This window comes from Sphingopyxis sp. BSN-002 (genome assembly GCF_022024275.1).
GTDB lineage: Bacteria > Pseudomonadota > Alphaproteobacteria > Sphingomonadales > Sphingomonadaceae > Sphingopyxis.
This window is the reverse complement of record NZ_CP091804.1, coordinates 219,966-239,423: the sequence shown is the minus strand read 5'-3', so window position 1 is coordinate 239,423 and position 19,458 is coordinate 219,966. Positions and strand designations below refer to the sequence as shown.

Annotated in this window: 27 protein-coding genes and 1 tRNA gene; 14 read left to right on the top strand and 14 right to left on the bottom strand. The window is 62.5% G+C overall.

Annotation, left to right across the window (positions count from 1 at the left end; genetic code table 11):
• Nucleotides 1-41: 41 nt before the first annotated feature.
• A complete protein-coding gene (locus L7H23_RS01370) occupies nt 42-338 on the top strand; it encodes a hypothetical protein (protein ID WP_237837574.1) in 297 nt (98 codons plus the stop codon).
• Between the two features lie 141 nt (nt 339-479).
• Here the strand turns inward: L7H23_RS01370 and L7H23_RS01365 are convergent, their stop codons facing one another.
• On the bottom strand, nt 480-2,348 hold the full coding sequence (locus L7H23_RS01365; protein ID WP_237837573.1) for a CshA/CshB family fibrillar adhesin-related protein: 1,869 nt from the start codon (nt 2,346-2,348) through the stop codon (nt 480-482).
• Nucleotides 2,349-2,523: 175 nt separating this feature from the next.
• On the opposite strand from L7H23_RS01365, the gene L7H23_RS01360 reads away from it, so the two are divergent.
• Entirely contained in the window at nt 2,524-2,793 is a 270-nt protein-coding gene (locus L7H23_RS01360) for a hypothetical protein (RefSeq protein WP_237837572.1), read from the top strand.
• A gap of 58 nt (nt 2,794-2,851) precedes the next feature.
• On the opposite strand, the gene L7H23_RS01355 is transcribed toward L7H23_RS01360, so the two are convergent.
• A tRNA-Pro gene (locus L7H23_RS01355) sits at nt 2,852-2,928 on the bottom strand.
• A gap of 205 nt (nt 2,929-3,133) precedes the next feature.
• On the opposite strand from L7H23_RS01355, the gene L7H23_RS01350 reads away from it, so the two are divergent.
• The 12 genes from L7H23_RS01350 (at nt 3,134) to L7H23_RS01295 (ending at nt 8,436) form a co-directional block, all read left to right on the top strand.
• Entirely contained in the window at nt 3,134-3,739 is a 606-nt protein-coding gene (locus L7H23_RS01350) for an HNH endonuclease (protein ID WP_237837571.1), read from the top strand.
• Nucleotides 3,732-4,262, top strand: coding sequence for a hypothetical protein (locus tag L7H23_RS01345; protein WP_237837570.1), 531 nt, complete (start codon nt 3,732-3,734; stop codon nt 4,260-4,262). The genes L7H23_RS01350 and L7H23_RS01345 overlap by 8 nt, the downstream gene beginning before the upstream one ends.
• Nucleotides 4,259-4,609 carry a hypothetical protein gene (locus L7H23_RS01340; protein ID WP_237837569.1) on the top strand — a complete coding sequence of 117 codons (351 nt, stop codon included), beginning with the start codon at nt 4,259-4,261 and terminating at the stop codon, nt 4,607-4,609. The genes L7H23_RS01345 and L7H23_RS01340 overlap by 4 nt, the downstream gene beginning before the upstream one ends.
• Before the next feature lie 5 nt (nt 4,610-4,614).
• Complete coding sequence (locus L7H23_RS01335) at nt 4,615-4,980, top strand: hypothetical protein (RefSeq protein WP_237837568.1); 366 nt, start codon at nt 4,615-4,617, stop codon at nt 4,978-4,980.
• Nucleotides 4,973-5,344, top strand: coding sequence for a hypothetical protein (locus tag L7H23_RS01330; protein WP_237837567.1), 372 nt, complete (start codon nt 4,973-4,975; stop codon nt 5,342-5,344). The genes L7H23_RS01335 and L7H23_RS01330 overlap by 8 nt, the downstream gene beginning before the upstream one ends.
• Before the next feature lie 243 nt (nt 5,345-5,587).
• Nucleotides 5,588-5,935, top strand: coding sequence for a hypothetical protein (locus L7H23_RS01325; RefSeq protein ID WP_237837566.1), 348 nt, complete (start codon nt 5,588-5,590; stop codon nt 5,933-5,935).
• Nucleotides 5,928-6,350 carry a hypothetical protein gene (locus L7H23_RS01320; protein ID WP_237837565.1) on the top strand — a complete coding sequence of 141 codons (423 nt, stop codon included), beginning with the start codon at nt 5,928-5,930 and terminating at the stop codon, nt 6,348-6,350. Before L7H23_RS01325 ends, L7H23_RS01320 begins: the two co-directional genes overlap by 8 nt.
• Nucleotides 6,351-6,678: 328 nt before the next feature.
• Nucleotides 6,679-7,077 (top strand): hypothetical protein, encoded by a 399-nt coding sequence (locus L7H23_RS01315; RefSeq protein ID WP_237837564.1) that lies wholly within the window; start codon nt 6,679-6,681, stop codon nt 7,075-7,077.
• Nucleotides 7,078-7,079: 2 nt separating this feature from the next.
• Nucleotides 7,080-7,466, top strand: a complete 387-nt coding sequence (locus L7H23_RS01310) for a hypothetical protein (protein WP_237837563.1) — start codon at nt 7,080-7,082, stop codon at nt 7,464-7,466.
• Nucleotides 7,459-7,752: a hypothetical protein gene (locus L7H23_RS01305; protein WP_237837562.1), complete on the top strand. Its 294-nt coding sequence runs from the start codon at nt 7,459-7,461 to the stop codon at nt 7,750-7,752. The genes L7H23_RS01310 and L7H23_RS01305 overlap by 8 nt, the downstream gene beginning before the upstream one ends.
• Entirely contained in the window at nt 7,745-8,113 is a 369-nt protein-coding gene (locus L7H23_RS01300; protein ID WP_237837561.1) for a hypothetical protein, read from the top strand. The genes L7H23_RS01305 and L7H23_RS01300 overlap by 8 nt, the downstream gene beginning before the upstream one ends.
• Nucleotides 8,113-8,436: a hypothetical protein gene (locus L7H23_RS01295; RefSeq protein WP_237837560.1), complete on the top strand. Its 324-nt coding sequence runs from the start codon at nt 8,113-8,115 to the stop codon at nt 8,434-8,436. Before L7H23_RS01300 ends, L7H23_RS01295 begins: the two co-directional genes overlap by 1 nt.
• A 377-nt stretch (nt 8,437-8,813) precedes the next feature.
• Here L7H23_RS01295 and L7H23_RS01290 read toward each other — a convergent pair whose 3' ends face one another.
• From L7H23_RS01290 to L7H23_RS01235, 12 genes are all read right to left on the bottom strand, one after another.
• The gene (locus L7H23_RS01290; protein ID WP_237837559.1) at nt 8,814-9,344 is read right to left on the bottom strand and encodes a hypothetical protein; all 531 of its coding nucleotides are present in this window, start codon (nt 9,342-9,344) and stop codon (nt 8,814-8,816) included.
• Nucleotides 9,345-9,346: 2 nt separating this feature from the next.
• Entirely contained in the window at nt 9,347-9,547 is a 201-nt protein-coding gene (locus L7H23_RS01285; RefSeq protein ID WP_237837558.1) for a hypothetical protein, read from the bottom strand.
• Nucleotides 9,547-9,810, bottom strand: coding sequence for a hypothetical protein (locus L7H23_RS01280; protein WP_237837557.1), 264 nt, complete (start codon nt 9,808-9,810; stop codon nt 9,547-9,549). Before L7H23_RS01280 ends, L7H23_RS01285 begins: the two co-directional genes overlap by 1 nt.
• Nucleotides 9,807-10,208 carry a M15 family metallopeptidase gene (locus tag L7H23_RS01275; RefSeq protein ID WP_237837556.1) on the bottom strand — a complete coding sequence of 134 codons (402 nt, stop codon included), beginning with the start codon at nt 10,206-10,208 and terminating at the stop codon, nt 9,807-9,809. Before L7H23_RS01275 ends, L7H23_RS01280 begins: the two co-directional genes overlap by 4 nt.
• 9 nt (nt 10,209-10,217) lie before the next feature.
• Nucleotides 10,218-10,499, bottom strand: coding sequence for a hypothetical protein (locus tag L7H23_RS01270; protein ID WP_237837555.1), 282 nt, complete (start codon nt 10,497-10,499; stop codon nt 10,218-10,220).
• Nucleotides 10,496-10,927: a hypothetical protein gene (locus tag L7H23_RS01265; protein ID WP_237837554.1), complete on the bottom strand. Its 432-nt coding sequence runs from the start codon at nt 10,925-10,927 to the stop codon at nt 10,496-10,498. Before L7H23_RS01265 ends, L7H23_RS01270 begins: the two co-directional genes overlap by 4 nt.
• 99 nt (nt 10,928-11,026) lie before the next feature.
• The gene (locus L7H23_RS01260; RefSeq protein ID WP_237837553.1) at nt 11,027-13,288 is read right to left on the bottom strand and encodes a hypothetical protein; all 2,262 of its coding nucleotides are present in this window, start codon (nt 13,286-13,288) and stop codon (nt 11,027-11,029) included.
• Nucleotides 13,285-13,758, bottom strand: coding sequence for a hypothetical protein (locus L7H23_RS01255; protein ID WP_237837552.1), 474 nt, complete (start codon nt 13,756-13,758; stop codon nt 13,285-13,287). Before L7H23_RS01255 ends, L7H23_RS01260 begins: the two co-directional genes overlap by 4 nt.
• Nucleotides 13,755-14,357: a hypothetical protein gene (locus tag L7H23_RS01250; protein WP_237837551.1), complete on the bottom strand. Its 603-nt coding sequence runs from the start codon at nt 14,355-14,357 to the stop codon at nt 13,755-13,757. The genes L7H23_RS01255 and L7H23_RS01250 overlap by 4 nt, the downstream gene beginning before the upstream one ends.
• Before the next feature lie 24 nt (nt 14,358-14,381).
• Nucleotides 14,382-17,567, bottom strand: a complete 3,186-nt coding sequence (locus L7H23_RS01245; RefSeq protein ID WP_237837550.1) for a hypothetical protein — start codon at nt 17,565-17,567, stop codon at nt 14,382-14,384.
• Nucleotides 17,567-18,739: a hypothetical protein gene (locus tag L7H23_RS01240; RefSeq protein ID WP_237837549.1), complete on the bottom strand. Its 1,173-nt coding sequence runs from the start codon at nt 18,737-18,739 to the stop codon at nt 17,567-17,569. Before L7H23_RS01240 ends, L7H23_RS01245 begins: the two co-directional genes overlap by 1 nt.
• Nucleotides 18,739-19,437, bottom strand: coding sequence for a hypothetical protein (locus tag L7H23_RS01235; protein WP_237837548.1), 699 nt, complete (start codon nt 19,435-19,437; stop codon nt 18,739-18,741). The genes L7H23_RS01240 and L7H23_RS01235 overlap by 1 nt, the downstream gene beginning before the upstream one ends.
• Nucleotides 19,438-19,458 lie beyond the last annotated feature (21 nt).

The window sequence follows — 19,458 nt, the reverse complement described above, 5'->3', positions numbered from 1 at the left end:
TTTCCCGGACGCGGAAAGGCATTTTAGGGAGCCCACACATCATGAAGAAGTTTGCTGCTATCGCCGTTGCTGCCAGCATGTTCGCCCTCGCCGCTTGCGGTGAAAAGGCTGCTGAAGAAGCCACCACCGACGCCCCGGCCGCTGAAGCGGTTGCGGAAGAAGGCGCCGACGCCGCCGCTGCTGGCGCCGACGCCGCTGCCGCTGGTGCCGACGCTGCCGCTGCTGGCGCCGAAGCTGCTGCTCCGGCCGCTGACGCCGCTGCTGCTCCGGCCGCTGACGCCAAGGCTGCTCCGGCTGCCGACGCCAAGGCTGCTGCTCCGGCTGAAGAAAAGAAGTAAGTCGCAGCCCTTCGGGGCAATGACTGAAACGAGAAACGGGCGGTCTTCCTTCGGGAAGGCCGCCTTTTTCTTTGCCCGGTTTCCGGCCGGGCTTCGGTATCTGTCCGACATCCGCTTTTGCTGCAGAGCAGCCCGGTAAGGCTAGTTCAGCTGGCCCTGCAGGCTGATCGTGAAACTGGTGGGTGAGCCCGTGGATCCCGCCATCGCGCCCTGCGGACGCAGGCAGACATATTTCACCGCCGGATCATAGGCGGCAACGGGCGTGTAGGTGCAGGCGGCGAAGGTTGCGGGCTTGGTCGCCGAGTTCGAATAACGGATGTCGCTCGCGCTGCTGAAAGTCAGTCCGCTCGTCGGTGAACCCTGGGTGAAGATCGGTGCCGCCGCGCTTCCGATGGTGATCTGCAGCGGCAGCGTGTCGACGATCAGGAGCGTGTTGTTGTCGACGGCGGCAGGCCCGCTGTTCTGGACCTGGAAGCTGTAACGGACGATCGCGCCGGGAATGGCCTTCGGGTTTGTCGTTCCGTTTACCGGATCCGACACCAGCACCGACGTCTTCGCCATCGCCAGCGTCGCGTTCGATGCGCGCTTGGTATTGGTGATGATGCAGCTGATGATGTCGCCCATTTGCGGAGTTACCGCGCCGCCGACCGTTGCCGGAAGCACGGTCGAGGATGCGGCAGCGTTCGTGCAAACGAGCGCCGACGTATACTGCCCGAGGTTCGTCGTACCGCTGGCGGACTCGCCCAAAGAATAGACTGTGCCGGCCGTGACCTGTGTTTGCGGCGTCGCGGCGTTGGTGACCGTCGTTCCGGCACCCGTCGTGGTCGTGGTTGCGACGACGGTGGCACCCTGATTGATGTTCATCACGAACTGGTCGCCCGTGAACTGGCGTCCGCCGGTACCAAGGGCTTTGGTGAGCGTGAGGTGCGGAAAAGGCGTCTCGGTAAAGGTGCATTGCACGGCGTCGCCGAACTTCAGCGTACCGAAGCTGTACGACGTGGTCGTCACGTTGGTCGGCATTACCGTGGTAGAGCCCGACGTGCTGTTCGTACAGGTCAGCACCGAACGATATTTGGCGAGCGCGCTACTGCTGCCACTCGCCATCGTCTGGTTGAGCGTGATGGGGATCGCGGCGGTGGACGACAATGCCGCGGCGGTGAACGGCCCGAGGCCCGTCCCGCTCGATGTACCCGACGCAAGCGCCGCGCCGCCGCTGGTTGCGTTGATCGAAAAGGTAAACTGATCGGCGGCGTTAACGCGAGCGCCCGAAATCTGGGTATTGAGGCGGATCGAGGCGAAGCGGACGGCGAACATCGTTCCCTGCAGGCCCCCGCCAACGAGCGTCGTCGTCACTTGCGTTGGCGAGACCGAACCGACGATATACGCGCCGACGTTGCCGTCGGCGCCCGCCACGCTGAAAGTGCTCGTCCCGGCATCCGACGCGGACGGATAGGTCGATCCGCTGATCGGTCCGGCCGTATCCAGAAGCTGCCAATTACCGCCGTTGGTCTGGAACGATAGGGATTCCCCACCGTTCGAGGATTCGCCGTCTGCGCCGACGAACATGTAGGAGCTGACCGTTCCCGTTGACGGCGGCGCCAGGCTGATCGCGCTGATCTGCACGGTCGTCGTGCCCGCGGCCGTCTGATAGAGGATCGGACGCCCCGCGATGCCGAGGAAGGCGGTGTTGCCAACCGCCGATCCCGTCCACGACGGGGAGGTCGCAGACGTCGCCGCCGCGCCGGACACGCGCATCGTGAATGTCATGATCGTGCCATCGGGCAAGGTGAACGAAAAATTCTGCCCGCCTGCGGTGCGCGCGGTTGCGTCATTGTAGGTACTGAGGTCGAGCCAGCAATAGGTCTGCCAGTCTGCAGGCCCTGTCGCTCCCTGCGACGTCGCATAATAGCAGGGCGCCGCCATTGCCGGCGCTGCCGCGCACAGCGCGGCAAGCAGCGCACCCAGCGCCGCAATCAGCCTGCTCAGTCTGATGCCCACCCGTTTCAACATTCTGGTCCTTGCAGAGGGCCATAGCCGGAAATACTTAGGGCGGCGTTAAGACTGTTTCACGCGTCGGACGCCCGGCGCTCGCTTCATTACCGAATGATCACCCGCACGCCACATATTGCCAAGGTTCACCATGACATTCTGCGTTCCTGACCGTTGGGGTCACAGGAGAAATGTCATGAACAGACTTGCTCTCGCATTCGCCGTCGCTGCGTTCGCCTTGCCTGCGGCAGCACAGGCCGCGCCGTGTCGCGACACGCATGGCCACTTCGTGAAGTGCACGCAGACGACCCCTGCCAAAGCTCCGGCACGCGCGACGGTGGCAACCCGCGCTGCCGCGAAGCCCGCTGCATCTGCGCACAAGACGGCAGCCGCCGGCGCCGCGCGGTGCCGGAACGCGAAGGGCCAGTTCGCAAAATGCGGCACGGCAGGCGCGAGGCCGATCTAGGCCTGACATCGACAACGCGCCCCACCCTTGCGGTGGGGCCGTTCGATCATGAAGGAGATGGTCGGGGAGACAGGATTCGAACCTGCGACATCTTGCTCCCAAAGCAAGCGCGCTACCGGGCTGCGCCACTCCCCGCGCCGCAGAGGCCCTTAGGTTTCTGGCTGGCAAAGGGCAAGCGCAATCCGGTGTTCGCGGCAATTACTGGCGGAACGGAGCAAGAACCGGACATCGGACTCCCGGAATAGTCCCGGAGGATGTTCGCACGGCGTTCTACGCGAAACGAGCCGGAATGAGGCGGCAACCTCACCCGGCTCTGATCAAGACGCGAAGGAGCCGCACCATGACTGCGCCAGTCACTATTCCGATTCTGCCCTTTCTGGAAGGGCGTAAGGGTCAACTGATCCTAATGCGCTTCTGGTCCAAGGTCGATATGCGCGGTCCCGACGAATGCTGGGACTGGCAGGCCTCGTTGAATAAGGCGGGCTATGGCCGCTTCAAGATCGGCAGCTTCATCAACGTGACGGCGCATCGCGTTGCGCTGGTAGCCCATTCCCTCACCGATCCACCGGGTAAATTCGCGCTGCATAGCTGCGACCGTCCCGAGTGCGTAAATCCGCATCATCTGCGTTGGGGAACGGTGCAGGAGAACTCGGACGACATGAGGCGTCGGGGCCGTTCCAACAACGGCGAGCAAGAGGGCTTCCAGAACGGCGCTTGCAAGTTGACCGAGGATCAATTCGCTCTGGTCATCGCCGGCCTTCAAGGCGGTCTGAACAACAAGCAAATCGCCGAAGGGCTGCCAGTCGATCACGCGCTGGTGAGCCGCATTCGGCGTGGACGCTCATGGGCGAAGCAAGCTGCCGCGCTCGGATGGGTGCCGCAGGAGAAATACGCCTCCCTGACAACGCGCATCTCGCGCCCCACCCCGGAGACCCGCAATGCCTGACTATACTGAAAGGGAGGGTAAGGTGAACATGCCCGTCATCTCGCTTTGGCAGCCGTTCGCCTCGCTCATTTTCGAGTGGGACAAAGAGCGCGGCGATTTCGTCAAGGCTCATGAGACGCGCGGCTTTAAGCTGCCGGATCGTCTTATTGGTGAGCACGTCGGCATCCACGCGACCGCCAAGTTTCCCTCGCGTCGGTTCATATCGGCTGCGCTCAATGACCTCTGCTACGACCGTTTCGGCTGTGCCTATGACGTCAGCCTTCCGCAGGGCCAGATCATCGGCATAGTGCGCTTCGGGGAGCCGAAGCCGACCGAGGAACTGGCGCGCTGGCAACCCGCTGACGAGATCACCGCTGGCGACTGGACGCCGGGGCGATGGGCTTGGCCGATCGTCAGCGCGATCCGCCTTGCCGAGCTTATCACCGTTAAAGGCAAGCAGGGTTGGTGGAAGCATCCGATCCCGCTTCGCGATCCCAACTACAAGATCGCAAAAGCCCCTCCCGCCCCGGAGCAAATCCCATGACCACCCCTGACTCTACTGCACGCTCGGACTCTGCCTTGGGAGGGCATACGCCGGGATCCGTCGAAATTCTGCTCGCCAATCTCAATGACCGACAGCGCGCGTTTATCGTGAAGATGAAGCCCGTGCTGACTTCGCAGATCATCAGCGCGGCGGACTTCGAGGCCGTTGACCCTTGCATTGATCTGCACGGAGACGTTTGGCCGAAAACCTATTGGTTCGGCGGAATGCGCCTCTCATGGCCTGCGGGTCGAGCGCGGCGAACGTTCTGCTTCAACGAAGACGGCCTCGAAGTCCGCGCCGCCCTCTCCAAACCCACCCCACAGAACCATCTCCAACATAAAGGATAAGAGCGATGGCACGACGTGAATATCCGCTGCGGCTTCCATGCGCCCACAAAGGCTGCAAAGAGCAGTCAAATTGGGTTTACCCGACACGCCGCGACCTGATGGAGAGTTTTGAGCTTAAGCACTACTCCAACGGTCGCTGGCGGTGCATCCGGCACATAAACCCGGAGCAGGTCCTTTCGCTGTCGAACCTCGTCACGCGCGCGGAGGTGGTCTCCGAAGAAAAACACGGAAAGCTGTTTTTCGGAAGCTGGGGTTTTGTCTCCGGTCTGGGGTTCAAGGTGTTCGCAGACGACTTTCCGGCAGGGACGAAGCTCATTGTCAGGGCTGAAATCGTTCCGCTCGCCACCCCCAAGGATAATTCCCATGACTGACAAAACGCAGCTTTTGCCGGTGACGCCCGAACTGTTGCCGTGTCTCGTCGAAGGCTGTCAAAGCAAGCCGCGCGTGCAATGGCAGGGGGCACATATCGCTTTTGTCGAGTGCGAACTGTGCGAAGACACCGGCCCGCTAGGCTGGACCGAAGGGGAGGCTATCTCGGGGTGGAACGCCCGTCACCGCATATCCCACTCCCTCCCCGGAGACGTCGGGAAGGCTTTGGCTGACCCGAACGCCGTGCACGTCAACATGCTGCGAGGCGGCATAGCTCGCCCGTCCTTGGCCCAGATCATCCATATCTATGGCGAAGATGCGATCCGCGCCGCCCTCACCCCGACCACCCCGGAGAACGCCTCATGACCCGTCCTTCTGATAGTGAAGGACGGTGGATGCCGATTGAGACGGCGCCGCGAAACGGGACTGAGGTTCTTGTCTGCGTCACGCACAATCTTCCTGACTGCGACGCATGGGAAACCATCATGTGGGTCGACTGGCAGCGCGGGCCTTACATCTGGCCGATGTTCCACAACCGGATCGATATTCCGTTTCCTCCGACACACTGGATGCCCCTACCTGCTCCGCCCAACACCAAGGAGTCCTCTCATGGATAAGGACAGCAATACCAGTGCGTTGTCTCCTTCGGAGACCCGCGCTGCCACCCTTCGGGCCGAGCCAGTCCCTGTCTCGGGCATAGCTGGCATCGCTAACGCGTGGCGGAGAATCGACCGCAATGCGGAGACGCGAACCGACGACGAAGCGCAAGACTCGTTCCACATCGGCGTGCGGGACGGCTTTTCAGAAGCCGTGCAGCTTATCGACGTGCTGACGGGCGGCGACGGTGAATACCGCTTCTGCACCGACGGCGATCCCGAGCGCCATTGCCCGACGCCCGCCGAGATGATCGCGCGCATCGTCGAACGGGTAAACCCCGAAGGAACCCATCATGGATAAGGAAACATCTGAGCTGATCGAGAAGATCGAGGTGGCGGGGGAAGGGTCGCGGGAGCTCGACCTTAAAATCGCCCAATATGTGGGCCGAGTGCCGACCGGTGCGACCTACGACCCAGTGGAGAGCGTGGCTTGGCACAACCGGCTCCCCTATACGCTTCCATTCTACGTGCGTAGCTACGACGGGGCTCTGACGATGGTCCCGCAAGGATGGATCGTCGAAATCCGCCGTCACTTCAACAACGACGGCGAATACGTGGCTGACGTGTCATTGACCGACAGCTTCACTGTGGGCCGTGGCTGCGATCCCGAGGAAAAGGCTTCTGTCTCGTCCCGCATCGTGGAGCGCAAGCAGGGCGTGGACCCGACGCCAGCTGCCATCTGCGCCGCTGCCCTCAAAGCAAGGGCATCGTTATGACCTCCCCGACCCATTCAGGGCGTTCCCCTTCGGGTCGCGTCAGGCTCGCCGACCGCATTGCGCACGCCATGATCGAGGATGGTTACGGTCAGCACATCATGTGGGGCGATGGGCTGTTGAACGACGCTGCTTACGGACATGTCAAAGGTCGCCTATCGCGACACCCTCTCGACCGGATGATCGCTGCGCTCAATGCGCTCGATCGTGCGCCCGACCTATTCGAGAAGCACTGGTATTCCGGCATCGACAGCAACGGTCGGCCTCGGCGCCTTCGGGCATTCAAGCTGATCGGAATTCCGCGCCCTATCACCCCCGAAGGACCCCTCCCATGACCACAGAAGCACAGATAGCGTTGGCTCGGGAGATTGCGGGGCGCGTCTATCGAGACATCCACTGCGATCCCGACTTCGCCGACGCCGTGGAAGCTGGCGAGGCGGACGGCGACGAAGCCGTACAGGCCGCCCTTGCAGCCATACAGGCGACCACGGCCGAAGCGCAGTCGATGTGGCGGAACGGCATAACGAATACCGCAGCTGTCATCGACGGAGTGCGCCGGAAGCACGAGCGATCGCTGCGCCGAAGCAAGGCTTTCGCGGAGTTCGATGCTGACCTCAATGCCGCACTGCAAAGCTGGTTCGAGGCGTCACGATCCGCGCGCCCGACCAACTATAACGAAGCCGAGGCCGTCTGGAAAGACCACCTCCACCCCCATAAGGAAGGGAAATAGCGATGGCATCTGATGTTGAGGTGGCGCAGGCGGATCGCGAAGCGGCGGCAACTTTGCTGCAAGTGCAAGGCAGACCGGCGCTGTACATTCGCGAGGTACTCTCAGGCCAGCACGACCACGGCCCAACCGTTCAAGCCTTCGCCCGTCACCGCCTCTCCACCCTACCAGAGCGAGATGCGCTGCGGGGCGAAGAGGACCGCTTCTTAGAGGTGCTTCAGGTCGCGGCCGATCGCTTTCAGGAAATCACGCAGATCACCGCAGGATGCGCCTCAACGCACGGTGATGATGGCGGCGGCCTGCAAATGTCGAACGCCGCAGCGGGTGAAGGATGGAGCGCGGTCAACGAATTGCTGGAAAGCTACGGTAAAGGAGCTGAGCATCATGGGTGACCTTGAAGCCCTATTGCGAGAGCGCGCCGAGAAGTACGGGTTGCTTCGACGCTCTTCCGTGACGGCGATAGCACTGGATCGTGCCGCCGACGAACTCTCCTCCCTGAGGGAGAGGGTGAAGCGCATCGAGAAGTTCGCTACCGAATGGGGAGTGCTCATCGCCGGCGGGCGCTATGGAGATGTGATTTACGGCCTGCACACCGGCGATGCACGCGAAGCGGAACTGCGGCATAGCGACCTTTGCGCACTACTGGCCCTTCTCACCCCGGAGAGCGATAATGTCTGAACGAGACGCCGTTGCGAAGATCATAGACCCCGATGCTTGGCACGAAACACTGCCTACGGATGGGTGCGGTGCATATTGGGTCGGCCGCCGCAACAAGGCTCGCGAGCGGGCCAAGGCCATCGCTGCCGCAATGGTCGCCCCCGCCGCCAATTCGGAATTCGTCCAGCGCCTTCGTGATGAAGCGGATCTCTGCGCCAAAGACGGGGCAGATGACGTCTTTGAGCTTCTGCACGGTGCCATCGACGAGATTGAACGCCTCACTGCTGTTGTCGCGCGCGCAATCCGTCATGCCCAGAACATTGGGATCGACAGCGGGAGCTATTACGAATCGCTTGTCGCGGCCCTAAACGGAGAGCGATAATGGATAAGCAGGATGAAAGCCTGATGGAACGTGACCCGCTCGCCCTCGCCATGTTCGCCGCATGGTGCAATCTGCCGGCAGATAAGCTGCCAGCCGAGATGCGCGCACATACCTGCCCGGCGACCGCAGAAGCGTGGGGAAGAGTCGCCGCAGCCGTCCGTGCCTATATGGAATCGCCGGATGTGGTGGAACGGGTTGCATCCGCTATTGTTGACAGCCAGTGTGGTGTTGCGTGGAGCAAGCTCTCTGATCGCGACCAGTCGTTGGAACGATCTACCGCCCGCGCCGCCCTTTCTGCCGCTACGGGAGGGGATCGTGGATAGACTGACCCGCCATGGAGAGCGTATCGCCATAGCAACAGGGTTTGTCTTGCTGGCAGGGTTGGGGGTGGGGTTGCTTATGGCGTTTGGGGTGCTGTGAGAAAGAGCGAGGGCTTCCACCTCTTGCCGCTCTCCCCGCCCCGGATCGCCTCGGCCGCAAGGGTCACGTCTGCCCGTGCGAGGGGCGAAGCGTCCTTCGGGTCATCAGCGGCCACCATAGGTGGGTGCCTACCCGTTGGAGTATGCGGGCCAGTCTTTCACTGGCATCTGGCGCGCCTCCGAAAAGGCCGCCTTCGCCGCCGGTCAGCTTCACCGGAAGCGTCGTGTTCTCCACGCCGCCGCGCCCCATTTTCATCGCACAATACAGGCGGGAATGCAAGCTATTCTGCGGGATTCGTGCTAATGACGGCCTGCCCTGCAACCCACGCCTGCAAAGCAATAAGCTGGTCCGTATTGTCCTGAGCGGCTTTCAGCTTGGCAGGAAGTTCGTCACAGCGGGCGGCACCATAAGCGAGGCAGGCGGCGTCGGTGACGGCGGACAGGTCAGGGTCTGCGGCACGGCTGGTATCGGCTTGGGCGGCTGAGGCGAGCAGGCGGCGATAGCGAGCATCGGAAGCATCGCGAGCAGTCTTGAGGTCATGGATCGTCCTTTCGTCGATGGAGGCGCGTTCGGCCTTCACGCGGTCGAGATTGGCTTGCTGGATGCGCTCGGCTTCCACAGCGGCGGCGCGATAGTCGGCAACCGTCTGATCGAACGCCGCCTGCGTCTGCTCCGCGAGCAGCTTGGCCTTATCCCGCTGGTCGGTGATGCGATCGATCTGGCAGGACTGGATGCCGACGAGGATCAGGAGCGCCAGCGCGAGGCCGCCGAAGATTTTGCTGGTGAGGACGGAGAAGGGATTGAACGGCATGGTCACCACTCCTCATCGCGGCCGAAGCCGACAGGATTGGGCGCGCGCCAGATGGTGTTGCCATCCGCGTCCAGAAGGCCGGTGTCCGTCGCGACATGCTCGTCAACCGTCAGGTCGGGACAAAGACTACCGCGCTCGTCGTCGAACAGGTCATCGCCTGCCCATCCTTCGCTGCGAGGGCGCATGCTGAAATAGCGGGGCATTACTGGCCCTCCACAGGAACGGGATTGTCTGGCGGGTTCACAACGGTGACGTCGCTCGGACTATCATGCTTTGCCTTGCCGGCGCTGCTTGACCCGATCCAGAAAGCGATGACGGCGACGGCGAAGCTCTTCCACGTTCCTACGGTGTCACCAGTCAGCGCGACGTCGCCGGAATAGAGGACAACCCAAAGGCTGAACCCGCCATAGGCTGCAAGCGCAGCGACGCTGAAAAAGACCACGATGCCGAGATGCGGGATTCTCATGGGTATTTCGCCCACGGAAGCTGCCAATGGGGGCCATCTTTGAACGTGCGCCAGTCGCCGCCCCACTCGATAGGCACACCCTCATCCTTCGCGGCCTGCTTGATGATCGGCGCGAGCTTGTTGTAGAGCGGCCATGCCCAAGAGACCTTGCCGCTCTCGTCCAGCGGCGCGATGTCCACAGCGTGGCTCTTTCCGTTCTTGCCGGGAAGGTGGCGGCTTTTCATGGTCGTGGACGCCCCCTGAGCCACAAGGGCCTTCTGACGCTCCAGCGTCCGCAGCACCTCCAAGATGGTGAAGTCGATGTTGCTGATTGCAGCGGCACGTTTGAACACGCGCACAAGGTCGGGGTGCGCTCCGTCGAGACGGGCCAGCGAACGTTCGGATAGAATGATGGTCATGGCTTTCCCCTATTCAGGCACAGCAATAGGTGCGTAGAGTTGGCGACAGGTCGCAGTTGTCGTGCAGAGGTAATTGAGCTGGTTCGCCGCATCATTGACGAAGCGGGCGCGCTTTTTCAGCGTGTCGCGATGTTCTCCGACCTCCTGTTCGAGGCGGTCCACTTTTCCCGCGAGGGCGGCATTGCTCGATGAAAACCAGCTATAGGCAGCGAAGATCGCTACCGTGATTGCAAAGGCGTTCTCTCGGACGAAAGTGAGGAGCCATTCACCGGTCGGTTTCCTGCTCGTCATTGGCGCGCAGCCGACGGACGATGAGGTGCAAACCAACGAATGCCAAGGCGAGCGCCAATGCGCTTTCCAACATCGCCTGCCCCCCAGCAGAACAAGAGAAACCATGCCAGCCAGCCAGCGGCGGTCAGCAAGCCATAATATACTGTAATCGCGAGCGGATTGCTTGCGAAAATATATCCAACATGACTACAAATCATGCCGACATAGATGCAGCCGATATAGTGCTGAAATACCCCCTTCGGACGGGCGAGAATGATCAGCGCAGCAACCACGTCGATCAGGACGAACGCCAGCACCGGGGCGGGGTAGAGACTGGATATCCAGTGCCCTGCCAGCCCCGAGGCAAGCATTGCCGCCCATGTCCTGAACCTCACGGGACCGAGACAGAGAGGCAATGCCGCCAGCATGGCAATTTGCCAGTTTGTCATCCGCCGCCCTCGATGGGTTTGTCGTTCTGAGGCGGCGGGGTTGGTGTCGGCGTGGGAGCCGGTGCCGGGTCGGGAGGCGTCATCGTCTTTCTCCTGCTGTCAAACCGTCGTTCCCGCGACGTCTTTCCAATTCGTGCCGTTCCAGCGGATCAGCTGACCGCCTGCGTTCAAGGTCGTATCCTCGTACTGGACCCCGGAATCGTTGGCGGTGAGCGTCGGGCGCTGTGCCGTGGTCCCCCTGCCCATGATGTAAGCGCTGACACGCCACCCCCCCGGCGAACCCGAGGTGTGACACGTCCATTCCACCGGGGAACCGATAGAGGGCGATATCTGGCGAAGGGTATCGCCTCGCAGATAGTTGCCCGAACCGGGAAGCGAGGTGACGTAACCGCGGAACCGGGGCTGCCAGTTGTTGTCGCGGATGACGCCATAGGCCGCCGTGGCTGCCGTATCCAGAACCGGCGCGACGCTGCTCCCCGAGGGGTGCGTCGCGTTGCAGTTGACGATATCGAGCTGCGTGATCGCGGTGTTGCTCTCGCAGTGGACCGCGCGGCAAAGCTGCGTCGGCGACGACTTCGGGCGGCTCTTGAGGCCGTCGATGCAGATGTTTTCCGCAGAGACGATCAGGAACAGGCGGACAGCGCCCTTTGCGTCGAAATTGCGGACGGTTCCGCCCATGGTAAACGTGCCGAGCGCTCCGGTGAACGTCAGGCCTGCAGCGTTCGCGGTCTGGCTTGCGACCTCCACACAGCCGCCCGAATAGACGTCTCCCGACCCGACGATGACATTCTCGTTGGAGTAGTAGCCAGCGACCGAGCGGTTAGCCGTGCCCGAGGGGATTTCCCAGCTGTTGCCGTTGGAAAAGACCTCGTTGAAAAAGCGGATGTCAACCATTGGGTCGGCGTTATCGACCGTGCGGCGGATATCGTTGCACGTCAGCTTGACCGTGTTCCGTCGCGTGCCCGTGAAGCCGCTTTGCGTGATGCCGTAGCTGCCCTGCAAGCGGACGAACGGGCAGCGGCCGATATAGCCGGTGTTGCCGTGCACAACGAGCGCCGAGCCGATATCATATCCGTCCCGAGCATTCGCGGCGCTCTTGTTCTCGATCACCACTTCCCAGCGATGTCCGGAATCGGTCAGGTCGTCCGATAGCTCGAAATGATTGTCGGAAATGTTGGCGCCCGAGGTCCCCGAATAGAGGTCGAACACCTGCTTGCCGCCCACGCCGCGAACCCGATTGCGCGAGAAGATGAAGGCGCGGCTGTTATATGCGGTCACCTCCTGCGCGGGATCGGTCACCGTCGAGATATCCGTCACCTTGCAGAGGCGATGGACATTGTTGGTCAGGATATCGCAATCGGTGATGCTTGCCCCGAACAGGCCGTAGATCGAGAAAACGTCGTATTGCTGCACGCCGTCATAGTCCGAACCGAAATCACAGGTAACGACGCAGCGCGAAATCTTCGGGCCGCTATGCTCCTCGTTCAGTGCGTTGCGGCTGTAGATCCGACCGTTGAGGAAGCAGCGATCGATAGAAGGTGCATCGGTGTCCAACGTCCACAGCACGACGCGGCCAGCGTTCGTCGTCTCGATTTTCATGTCGGAGAGCGAGACGCCCTTGCCGCAGACGACTGCCGGGGTCGCGGTCGAGGAAATGCCCGACTGCATCATACCGAGGCCACGCATGACCAGCCCGTCGGGGAGGTTGACCGTTGCCGTGGTCGGGTAGACAGCGGAAGATACCAGCTCCACGCCGCGCGCGACCGCATCGGCGGCGGCGGATTCCAGCGCCGCCGCGTTGTTCGCGATCAGTGCGGACGCGCCATGCATTTCAGGGGTGACGAACTTGATGGCCTCGCCGACCTTGCCCTGCGGCATCCCGATCAGGTTGGCGGCCCCCTCATCGGTCGGGTCGATGATGAACTTGCCGATCTCGGTCGCGACCGGCCCCGCGTCGTGGCGGTAGGTCGTGCCCGTGCCGTCGCCATTGTCGATCCAGAAGGTTTGCCCGATTGAGGTATCGGCGAGTCCTGCCCCCGTGTTGGCAGCGGCGAGCGCCCCCGATCCTGCAAGCGATGCCTGAGCGCTCGCCAGTGCCAGAACGCTATAGCCCCCGCCGACAAGCAGGCGGAGACGGCGGCGGAGGCGGGAGCTGTAATAGACGACTGCGGTCAATTCCGTGACCGGCGAATAGAAGCTGTATTCCCCCTGCTCGTTCGTCGTCAGCGGGTTGTCGATCTCGTTCCCGTCGGCGTCGTAAAGCGTGGCGAGATTGTTGTTGTCGTCATAGATATACACCTCCGCCCCCGGAACCGGGAGGTTGGTCAGTTCATCGGTGACGGTATCGATATACTGCGTCATGGCAGCGGTCCCCCAAGGCCGCCGTAGTTGGCGACAGTCGCGGTGATGGTGCTTGTGGTGGCGGAATTGCCGAGAACGTCGGTCACGGTCGCCGAATAGGTTGCGCTCTCGTTGTCGCCGGGAGCAACGTCGGTGCGGCGGAACTGCGTGGTAAGCGCCGTGGGAGCGAGGACGCTCCAGAAAGCATCAGGGCCATCGAGGCGGTTCCAGACGACCGAGTAAGGCGGCTGCCCGCCAGATACGGTGATCGTTACCGCGCTGGTCACGACGCTGATCGAGAAATTCGAGGCGCCGGCGCCATAGGCATCGCCGGACACCCCGAGAATGAGTGGAGAAGCAGCCGACCACACAAGATCGGAGCTATCCGTATCCCGCAAATACACTTCGCCTATCAGGTTGACGCCAGCCTCCCCTCGAACGCCGATAGCGCCGATATCCGTCATCCCCGAGACTTCGCGAAGCTCGATCATGGAGCCGCCCTCTTGAGCCAGATATCGCCGGGAAGGCTGGTCGGGTCTGCCGCATCATGGGCGGTCACAAAAATGCGGCCCGAGGTCAGGGTTGCGTCGTTATGGTAGGTATGCGCTCCAGCCCCCTGCCGCGTGATGTTGCCCGTCACGACGCCACCGGCAGCCGGGAGAGGATCAGGGATGCCCGTAGCGGCCTTGAGCGCCGCCTGATTGGCGAGGGTCAGCAAGGCACGGCCGAACGCCGTGGTGGTGAGCGCCGCAATCGCCGTTAGATCGCTATCGAGCGGCTGGAACTGCTGGCCCGCCACGGCGACCGACGAGAAATACAGCACCTCGCCGCCGCTCGCGTCGCGAACCCGCAGTGAATAATCATCCCCTGCCGCGAACACGAACGCGGTATTGGCGCCATCGACAATGTAACCGCCGCGCGTCCTGAACGGCTGCTCGGCGGTGATCGAAAGCGCCTCGTTCCAATAGGTGTCGAGCGGATAGGATTCAGGGTCTTTCCCCGCCTCGCCCATGTAGACGTAGCCGTTCTGGAGCGGCGTGCCGTCCGGGGCGAGGAACAGCGGGAAGGGATTGTCTAGGCGCTGGGTCACAGGTAGAAGCTCCCCATGCGGACATTATTGCGGGCCATTGCGTTCCCCCTCGCGTACTTCTGGATTCCGAACTTCGTCGTCCTCTTTGGCGGCAGCCCGCAGTGACTGCGGCTGCGCGAAAGCCTCGCTGAGGCGCTGTTGCAGCGTGAAAATGTCGTTGGCGATGATCGGCTCCGCGCGGGCGATGGCGGTGAGCTGATTGATGTGAGCCAACTGGGCCGAAGGGTTAGGCTTCTTGCTCAGCGCGACGAGCCAGCGCGCGAAGCGCGGCGATGACAGAAGCTTCCCCCCCGCCAACTGCGTTACGCCAAGCGTGATACCGCTGATCGGCTCCGCCATCGTCGCGCCGAGCGTGGCGATTGAACTGTTGATCAGGCCAGTGCGGCTATTGTTGTCGAAGCCGCGCGAAAACTTCGTGCCTTCGAACACTGTAGCGAGGTCATCCAGAGCTTTCCGATGTTCGCCTTGGAACAGCACGGCCTTGGCCCGATCACCCAACTTCGACCATTGGGTGAGAAACGTATCGGCGCTGAAATTGTCATTCGCAGCACCTTGCGCACCGGGGTTCGCGTCTCCCAAGCGATCGATGATCGTGGCCCGAACGGTGTTGGCCTCTTCGGGCGGCATGGAGCGGATCGCGCGCGCAAGCTTCGAGAAGTCCCCACCCTTGTGGGACGACCAACGTTCAAGCTGCTGGAATGTGCTTTCTGCCGACGCTTCGCCCTTCTGGCCGAGCAGCGATACCATCACATTGTCAATGCGGTCCTGACGCCCGCGCCAGTAGTTATTTGCGCGCGAGAAAGCCTTAGCCGCTTCCGGGCTATGCGCCGCCGCTGCCTGTTCGATGTCCTGCGTCAGAGCGCCATAGAACTTGCGCATGGCGGCATCCGCCGCACCGTCGCTGGACAGGCTGGGCTTGCCGGAAATCTGGCCCACGATGGACCGAAGTCGGCGCATATCTTCCCAAGAAATCTTGCCACCAACCGGAGGCGATGCCGACTTCGAGGTAGCCGCCGAGACGGCAGCCATTTCCTTGTCGGCGCGCGTCGTGGCATCTGCGACCGCCGCCTTGGCGGCTTCGAATTCTCGACGGGCTGCGGAAACCTCTGCTCCGCTAGCGCCCCATTGCGAACCGCTCCCCTGCAAGAGTGTGCGCTGATTATCTTCGGCAGACGCAACTCGCGCCTGTGCGGCACGGACATCTTCTTGAGCCGCAGCCAGACGCTGCTCGGCGGCGGCCAATTCCTGCGCCCCCTCGCTGGCGACGTCTTTGGGAGTCAGTGCATCAAGAGTGGCCTTCATGCGTGGATTTTCGGTCCACAGCCTGCTTAGCTCGGGGTTGCTCTCCATGCCGCGCGTAATTTCAGCCAGCGCGGCGCGCGTGTTTTCCGCGCTCACCTCTGTCTGCGGAGGGATCGGGATCGCTTCGAAAAGTTGGCCGCCACGCCCATCCGTCTGGCGCTCCCACGCCTCCATCCCACGGCGAGCCGCCTGCCCAGCGCCAGCGGCGTCCGGCGCGACCTGACCCACATTCCCGGCGATGCGATCGCGGGCAGCCCTCGCCTTTTCGCCGATCTTTTGAGCCGCTTCGGACAGCGGGATTCCCCCAAGCGTGGCCTTGGCAATTGAGGTAGCAAAGCGCGTCTTGGTCGCACCGGGAACATCGGCAGGCAGATAGTCCAAGCCCTGCCGTTCGGCGGCAGCCGCAAATTCCTGCGCATCGGCGTTCGGCGTGCGGGTAAAGATATCTTTGGCCTTTTGGCCAATGGCGCTGTTTGCGATAGCTGGCGCGATCTTCTCGACCGCTTTGCCGCCTAGATACCCGAGGCCTGCGCCCGTCGCAGTCTTGGCAACGCTGTCCGATAGACCCTCGCCTTCGCCAAAACCCGCAATTGCACCCATCGCCGCAGCATCGCGAGCCATGTTCGTGCGCGAGATGACGCCTGCCGGGGTCATCAGTCCGCCGATCAGCTCAGGGGCAATGCCGTTCTCTTGGCGGCTGCGCTCCTGCAACGCGCGCTCGATGTTACGCTCGCGCTCGTAACCGCTGGTGAACCCGTCGCCGCTGAGCAGTGATTTGATGCCCCCGATGCCGCCTCGCAGCTCGTCAGTCATGTTCAGGAGCAGGCCCTTGTCGCGGCCCGCCGCGCTGACGTCGCCGCCTTGGGGAATCTCCTTGTACGACTCCTCCATGGCGATGCGCTTCTTTTCAGCATCAACGCTGGAGTAGTTTACCGTCAGGTCGAGCGTGCCGTCTTTCGCTGCTTTCACGACGTCAGCGGCGTTCGACAGCCCGCCGAAGCCCTTGCTCTGCCACCACGCGTTCAGGCTTTCCGGCGTGAGGTTCTGGCCCATAGCCTTGATGAACTGAGCGTATTCCGCCTGCTGTTCGGGTGACAGGCGCTTACCTTCGATCTCGGAGCCGAATGCGCCGGTCCCGGTGTCCATGTCGAAGGTGATCTGTGACGGATCGACGCCTTGGAACGGGTTCTGTCCGCCGCCCTGCCCCGGAATAGCGCCATCGCGACCCGGCGCATATTCGCCGAGCTTGTTGGCGCGGTCGTACTCGCGAATCTCGCCAACGAACGGGTCGGCGTCATGGTTTCCAATAACAAGCTTGGGGTCTATACCGAAGGCTTCGGCCTGTGCCTGATAGTATGCGCGACGCTGATTGTAGCCCTTAACTCGGCCGCCCATATTGGTGAAAATTTCACGGCGGATGCGCGCTCGGCTCTCCGGCGTATACATGCCGGTTTTTTCGTCCAAGCCAAAATCGCGCTTGGCTTTCTCGATCTGGCTCGCGAGCGCCCCCTGCGCGTCCGCTACCCCTGCTCGCTCCCCCTCATTGACCACGCCGTCATCCAGCGTTTTGACATAGAGGGTGGTCAGCGTGTTATCACCGAAGGGGTTTTCGGCCGTCTTGAGCGCGCTACGCAAAAATGGCAGGCGCTCGCGATAAGCTGCGACGGTCGGGTCCTTGTTGTACGCGTCGGAAATGCTGCGAAGCTGATTGAAATTCTGATTGCGCGTATCGTTGCCGAAGCGCTCCGCGTCTCGGCTGTTGCCCTCAACCGCGAGATCCGTCCGCGTCTGATCATTACGCGCGGAGTCGATCCCCGCTTGATTGGGGATAACGACAGGCCCGCTCGGCGCCTGCTGAGCCGTGCCGTTAAGCTGCGCCAGAAGATCGGGGTCAGTGACCTTCTGCATCACTTCACCTCATACCAGTCGCTGCCGCGCTTCACGTACTTCTTGCCGTTGATCTCGCGCTTCGTGGCCGATGCGGGTCCGCCCCCGAGAACGACATGCCAATGGTCGCCGGTCGCCCATTTCGAGCGGCCCTCGCCAACCTCGTTGCGGGCCTCAAGGATCGTGTATCCAGCATCCCGGTACTTCTTGATGTAATCGGAGAACTTCATGCCGGGGATCGGCTTCACGTCGATTGCCGCACCGCCCTTGTTGTGCCAGCTGTTCGGGTTTGCCTTGCCAAGCGGGCTGTTCGGGTCGCGATGCTGGCTGGTGACCGCGACATTCGGGAACAGCGAATGCGCAATGGCCTTTGCATCCGCGACCGGCGCCCCCTTGCCGCCGGGGGCGTTGCCGCCGCCGTTCGTCGGTGCAGGCGTGCCAGTGTTCGGCGAGGAGCCGGGGGCGAGCTGCGAGGATCGGTAGACCGACGTGCCAAACTGGTTCGTGATCGGCGTAAGGGGGTCGTACTTGTTCTGAGCGAACGTGTCCGCCGCGTCTTGCCCGTACGTCTGCTTGATGAAGGCGTATTGCTTCTCGAACTCGGTCTGATCCGGATTCAACGCCCCATAGGTTGAAGCGAACTTGTCCGGTCCCGTCGCAATCGAGATCGTCATGCCGATCTGCGCGGCGGCTTCATCGATCTTCGCGGGGTCCCCGCTTTCCAGCGCGGCGGCAATCGCCTCGTCGTCCGACGTGTCCTGACCAGCCTGTTTGTCGGCCTCTATACGCTTGCGGAGGCGTTCAGCGGCCATCGCGGGGTTGCCGCTGTGGACGAGCGAGTAAAGCTCCCCGGCTTCCCGAAGGTCCGCAGCCCGAACGGCGCTGTCCTGAGCGTCATAGGACCGTTTCAGGGCCTCCGACCGCTGCGGGTATTTCTGCATCAGGGCGATGATCGCCTGTGGCTGCTGCGAGGCGGGAAGCTTGCCGATCATGGCGACATCGGCGGTATAAGCGTCCGCCTGAGCGCGCTCGCGCTGGTCTGCCGCCATTGCCGCGGCGAACTTCTGCTGCTCCAGCCCCAGTCCCTGCTCCTGCACGGCCACCTGACGCTGCTGGAGCATCTGCTGAGCGAGGTCGGGGATGAGGGCGGCGCCCGAGCGGAGGATTGCCCCCTGATCGATCGGGGATACCATCAGCCGCCGCCGCCGAAGAAGGAGCCAAAGCTGCTCGCACCGCCACCGATGCCGCCAAGCGAGCCGCCCGCGCCTCCACCAGCGCCCCCCGCAAAAATTGCTGCGATACTGTCCGCGAACGACCCGGCATTGTTCCAAAGCTGGCTGTTGATGCCGCCGCGCGTCAGAATGCCGCCAGCGCGGACCTGTCCCTGTTGCCCGTAAAGGTTGCTGACATTGTTCGCGGTGTTCGCGCCAAACGCCGAGACGCTGTCCGTCGCGCCCTGCCCAAGCCCTGCGAGACCGGCGAGGCGCGCGATCTGCTGGTTGAGCTGGTCGGCGAACGCATCCGAGCGGAAATCCGCAAGACCGCGCTGAATATTGCCCCCGCGAAGCCCCCCGGTCGCGGAGGCGTTGGCAAGCAGGGCCTCCTCGCCGTTCCGGATGACCGAAGCGAGCACGGGACTGTTCTGGACGTTGACGAGGCCCGCCGACTGCGCATCGGCCCCGTTGATACCGATGAGGTCGGACAGGGCCGTGAGGCCACCGAGGCCGCTTTGCAGATAGGGTGCGAAATCCGAGCGCGTGAGGTCGAACTGGCGCTGCTGCTCGCCAATTGCCTTGTTCAGATATTCGAGTTGGGCAGCCTCGGCCTTTTTCGAGGCCTTTTTAGCCTTTCCGGCTCCGATCAGCCCGCCTACAAAGGAAAAAAGGCCCAACGCACGAAACCCCGATAAAAG

Excerpts from the sequence above, each read along its gene's own strand:
- L7H23_RS01370 (WP_237837574.1), top strand. The coding sequence starts at position 42 with ATGAAGAAGTTTGCTGCTATCGCCGTTGCTGCCAGCATGTTCGCCCTC.
- L7H23_RS01365 (WP_237837573.1), bottom strand. The coding sequence starts at position 2,348 with ATGTTGAAACGGGTGGGCATCAGACTGAGCAGGCTGATTGCGGCGCTG.
- L7H23_RS01360 (WP_237837572.1), top strand. The coding sequence starts at position 2,524 with ATGAACAGACTTGCTCTCGCATTCGCCGTCGCTGCGTTCGCCTTGCCT.
- L7H23_RS01350 (WP_237837571.1), top strand. The coding sequence starts at position 3,134 with ATGACTGCGCCAGTCACTATTCCGATTCTGCCCTTTCTGGAAGGGCGT.
- L7H23_RS01345 (WP_237837570.1), top strand. The coding sequence starts at position 3,732 with ATGCCTGACTATACTGAAAGGGAGGGTAAGGTGAACATGCCCGTCATC.
- L7H23_RS01340 (WP_237837569.1), top strand. The coding sequence starts at position 4,259 with ATGACCACCCCTGACTCTACTGCACGCTCGGACTCTGCCTTGGGAGGG.
- L7H23_RS01335 (WP_237837568.1), top strand. The coding sequence starts at position 4,615 with ATGGCACGACGTGAATATCCGCTGCGGCTTCCATGCGCCCACAAAGGC.
- L7H23_RS01330 (WP_237837567.1), top strand. The coding sequence starts at position 4,973 with ATGACTGACAAAACGCAGCTTTTGCCGGTGACGCCCGAACTGTTGCCG.
- L7H23_RS01325 (WP_237837566.1), top strand. The coding sequence starts at position 5,588 with ATGGATAAGGACAGCAATACCAGTGCGTTGTCTCCTTCGGAGACCCGC.
- L7H23_RS01320 (WP_237837565.1), top strand. The coding sequence starts at position 5,928 with ATGGATAAGGAAACATCTGAGCTGATCGAGAAGATCGAGGTGGCGGGG.
- L7H23_RS01315 (WP_237837564.1), top strand. The coding sequence starts at position 6,679 with ATGACCACAGAAGCACAGATAGCGTTGGCTCGGGAGATTGCGGGGCGC.
- L7H23_RS01310 (WP_237837563.1), top strand. The coding sequence starts at position 7,080 with ATGGCATCTGATGTTGAGGTGGCGCAGGCGGATCGCGAAGCGGCGGCA.
- L7H23_RS01305 (WP_237837562.1), top strand. The coding sequence starts at position 7,459 with ATGGGTGACCTTGAAGCCCTATTGCGAGAGCGCGCCGAGAAGTACGGG.
- L7H23_RS01300 (WP_237837561.1), top strand. The coding sequence starts at position 7,745 with ATGTCTGAACGAGACGCCGTTGCGAAGATCATAGACCCCGATGCTTGG.
- L7H23_RS01295 (WP_237837560.1), top strand. The coding sequence starts at position 8,113 with ATGGATAAGCAGGATGAAAGCCTGATGGAACGTGACCCGCTCGCCCTC.
- L7H23_RS01290 (WP_237837559.1), bottom strand. The coding sequence starts at position 9,344 with ATGCCGTTCAATCCCTTCTCCGTCCTCACCAGCAAAATCTTCGGCGGC.
- L7H23_RS01285 (WP_237837558.1), bottom strand. The coding sequence starts at position 9,547 with ATGCCCCGCTATTTCAGCATGCGCCCTCGCAGCGAAGGATGGGCAGGC.
- L7H23_RS01280 (WP_237837557.1), bottom strand. The coding sequence starts at position 9,810 with ATGAGAATCCCGCATCTCGGCATCGTGGTCTTTTTCAGCGTCGCTGCG.
- L7H23_RS01275 (WP_237837556.1), bottom strand. The coding sequence starts at position 10,208 with ATGACCATCATTCTATCCGAACGTTCGCTGGCCCGTCTCGACGGAGCG.
- L7H23_RS01270 (WP_237837555.1), bottom strand. The coding sequence starts at position 10,499 with ATGACGAGCAGGAAACCGACCGGTGAATGGCTCCTCACTTTCGTCCGA.
- L7H23_RS01265 (WP_237837554.1), bottom strand. The coding sequence starts at position 10,927 with ATGACAAACTGGCAAATTGCCATGCTGGCGGCATTGCCTCTCTGTCTC.
- L7H23_RS01260 (WP_237837553.1), bottom strand. The coding sequence starts at position 13,288 with ATGACGCAGTATATCGATACCGTCACCGATGAACTGACCAACCTCCCG.
- L7H23_RS01255 (WP_237837552.1), bottom strand. The coding sequence starts at position 13,758 with ATGATCGAGCTTCGCGAAGTCTCGGGGATGACGGATATCGGCGCTATC.
- L7H23_RS01245 (WP_237837550.1), bottom strand. The coding sequence starts at position 17,567 with ATGCAGAAGGTCACTGACCCCGATCTTCTGGCGCAGCTTAACGGCACG.
- L7H23_RS01240 (WP_237837549.1), bottom strand. The coding sequence starts at position 18,739 with ATGGTATCCCCGATCGATCAGGGGGCAATCCTCCGCTCGGGCGCCGCC.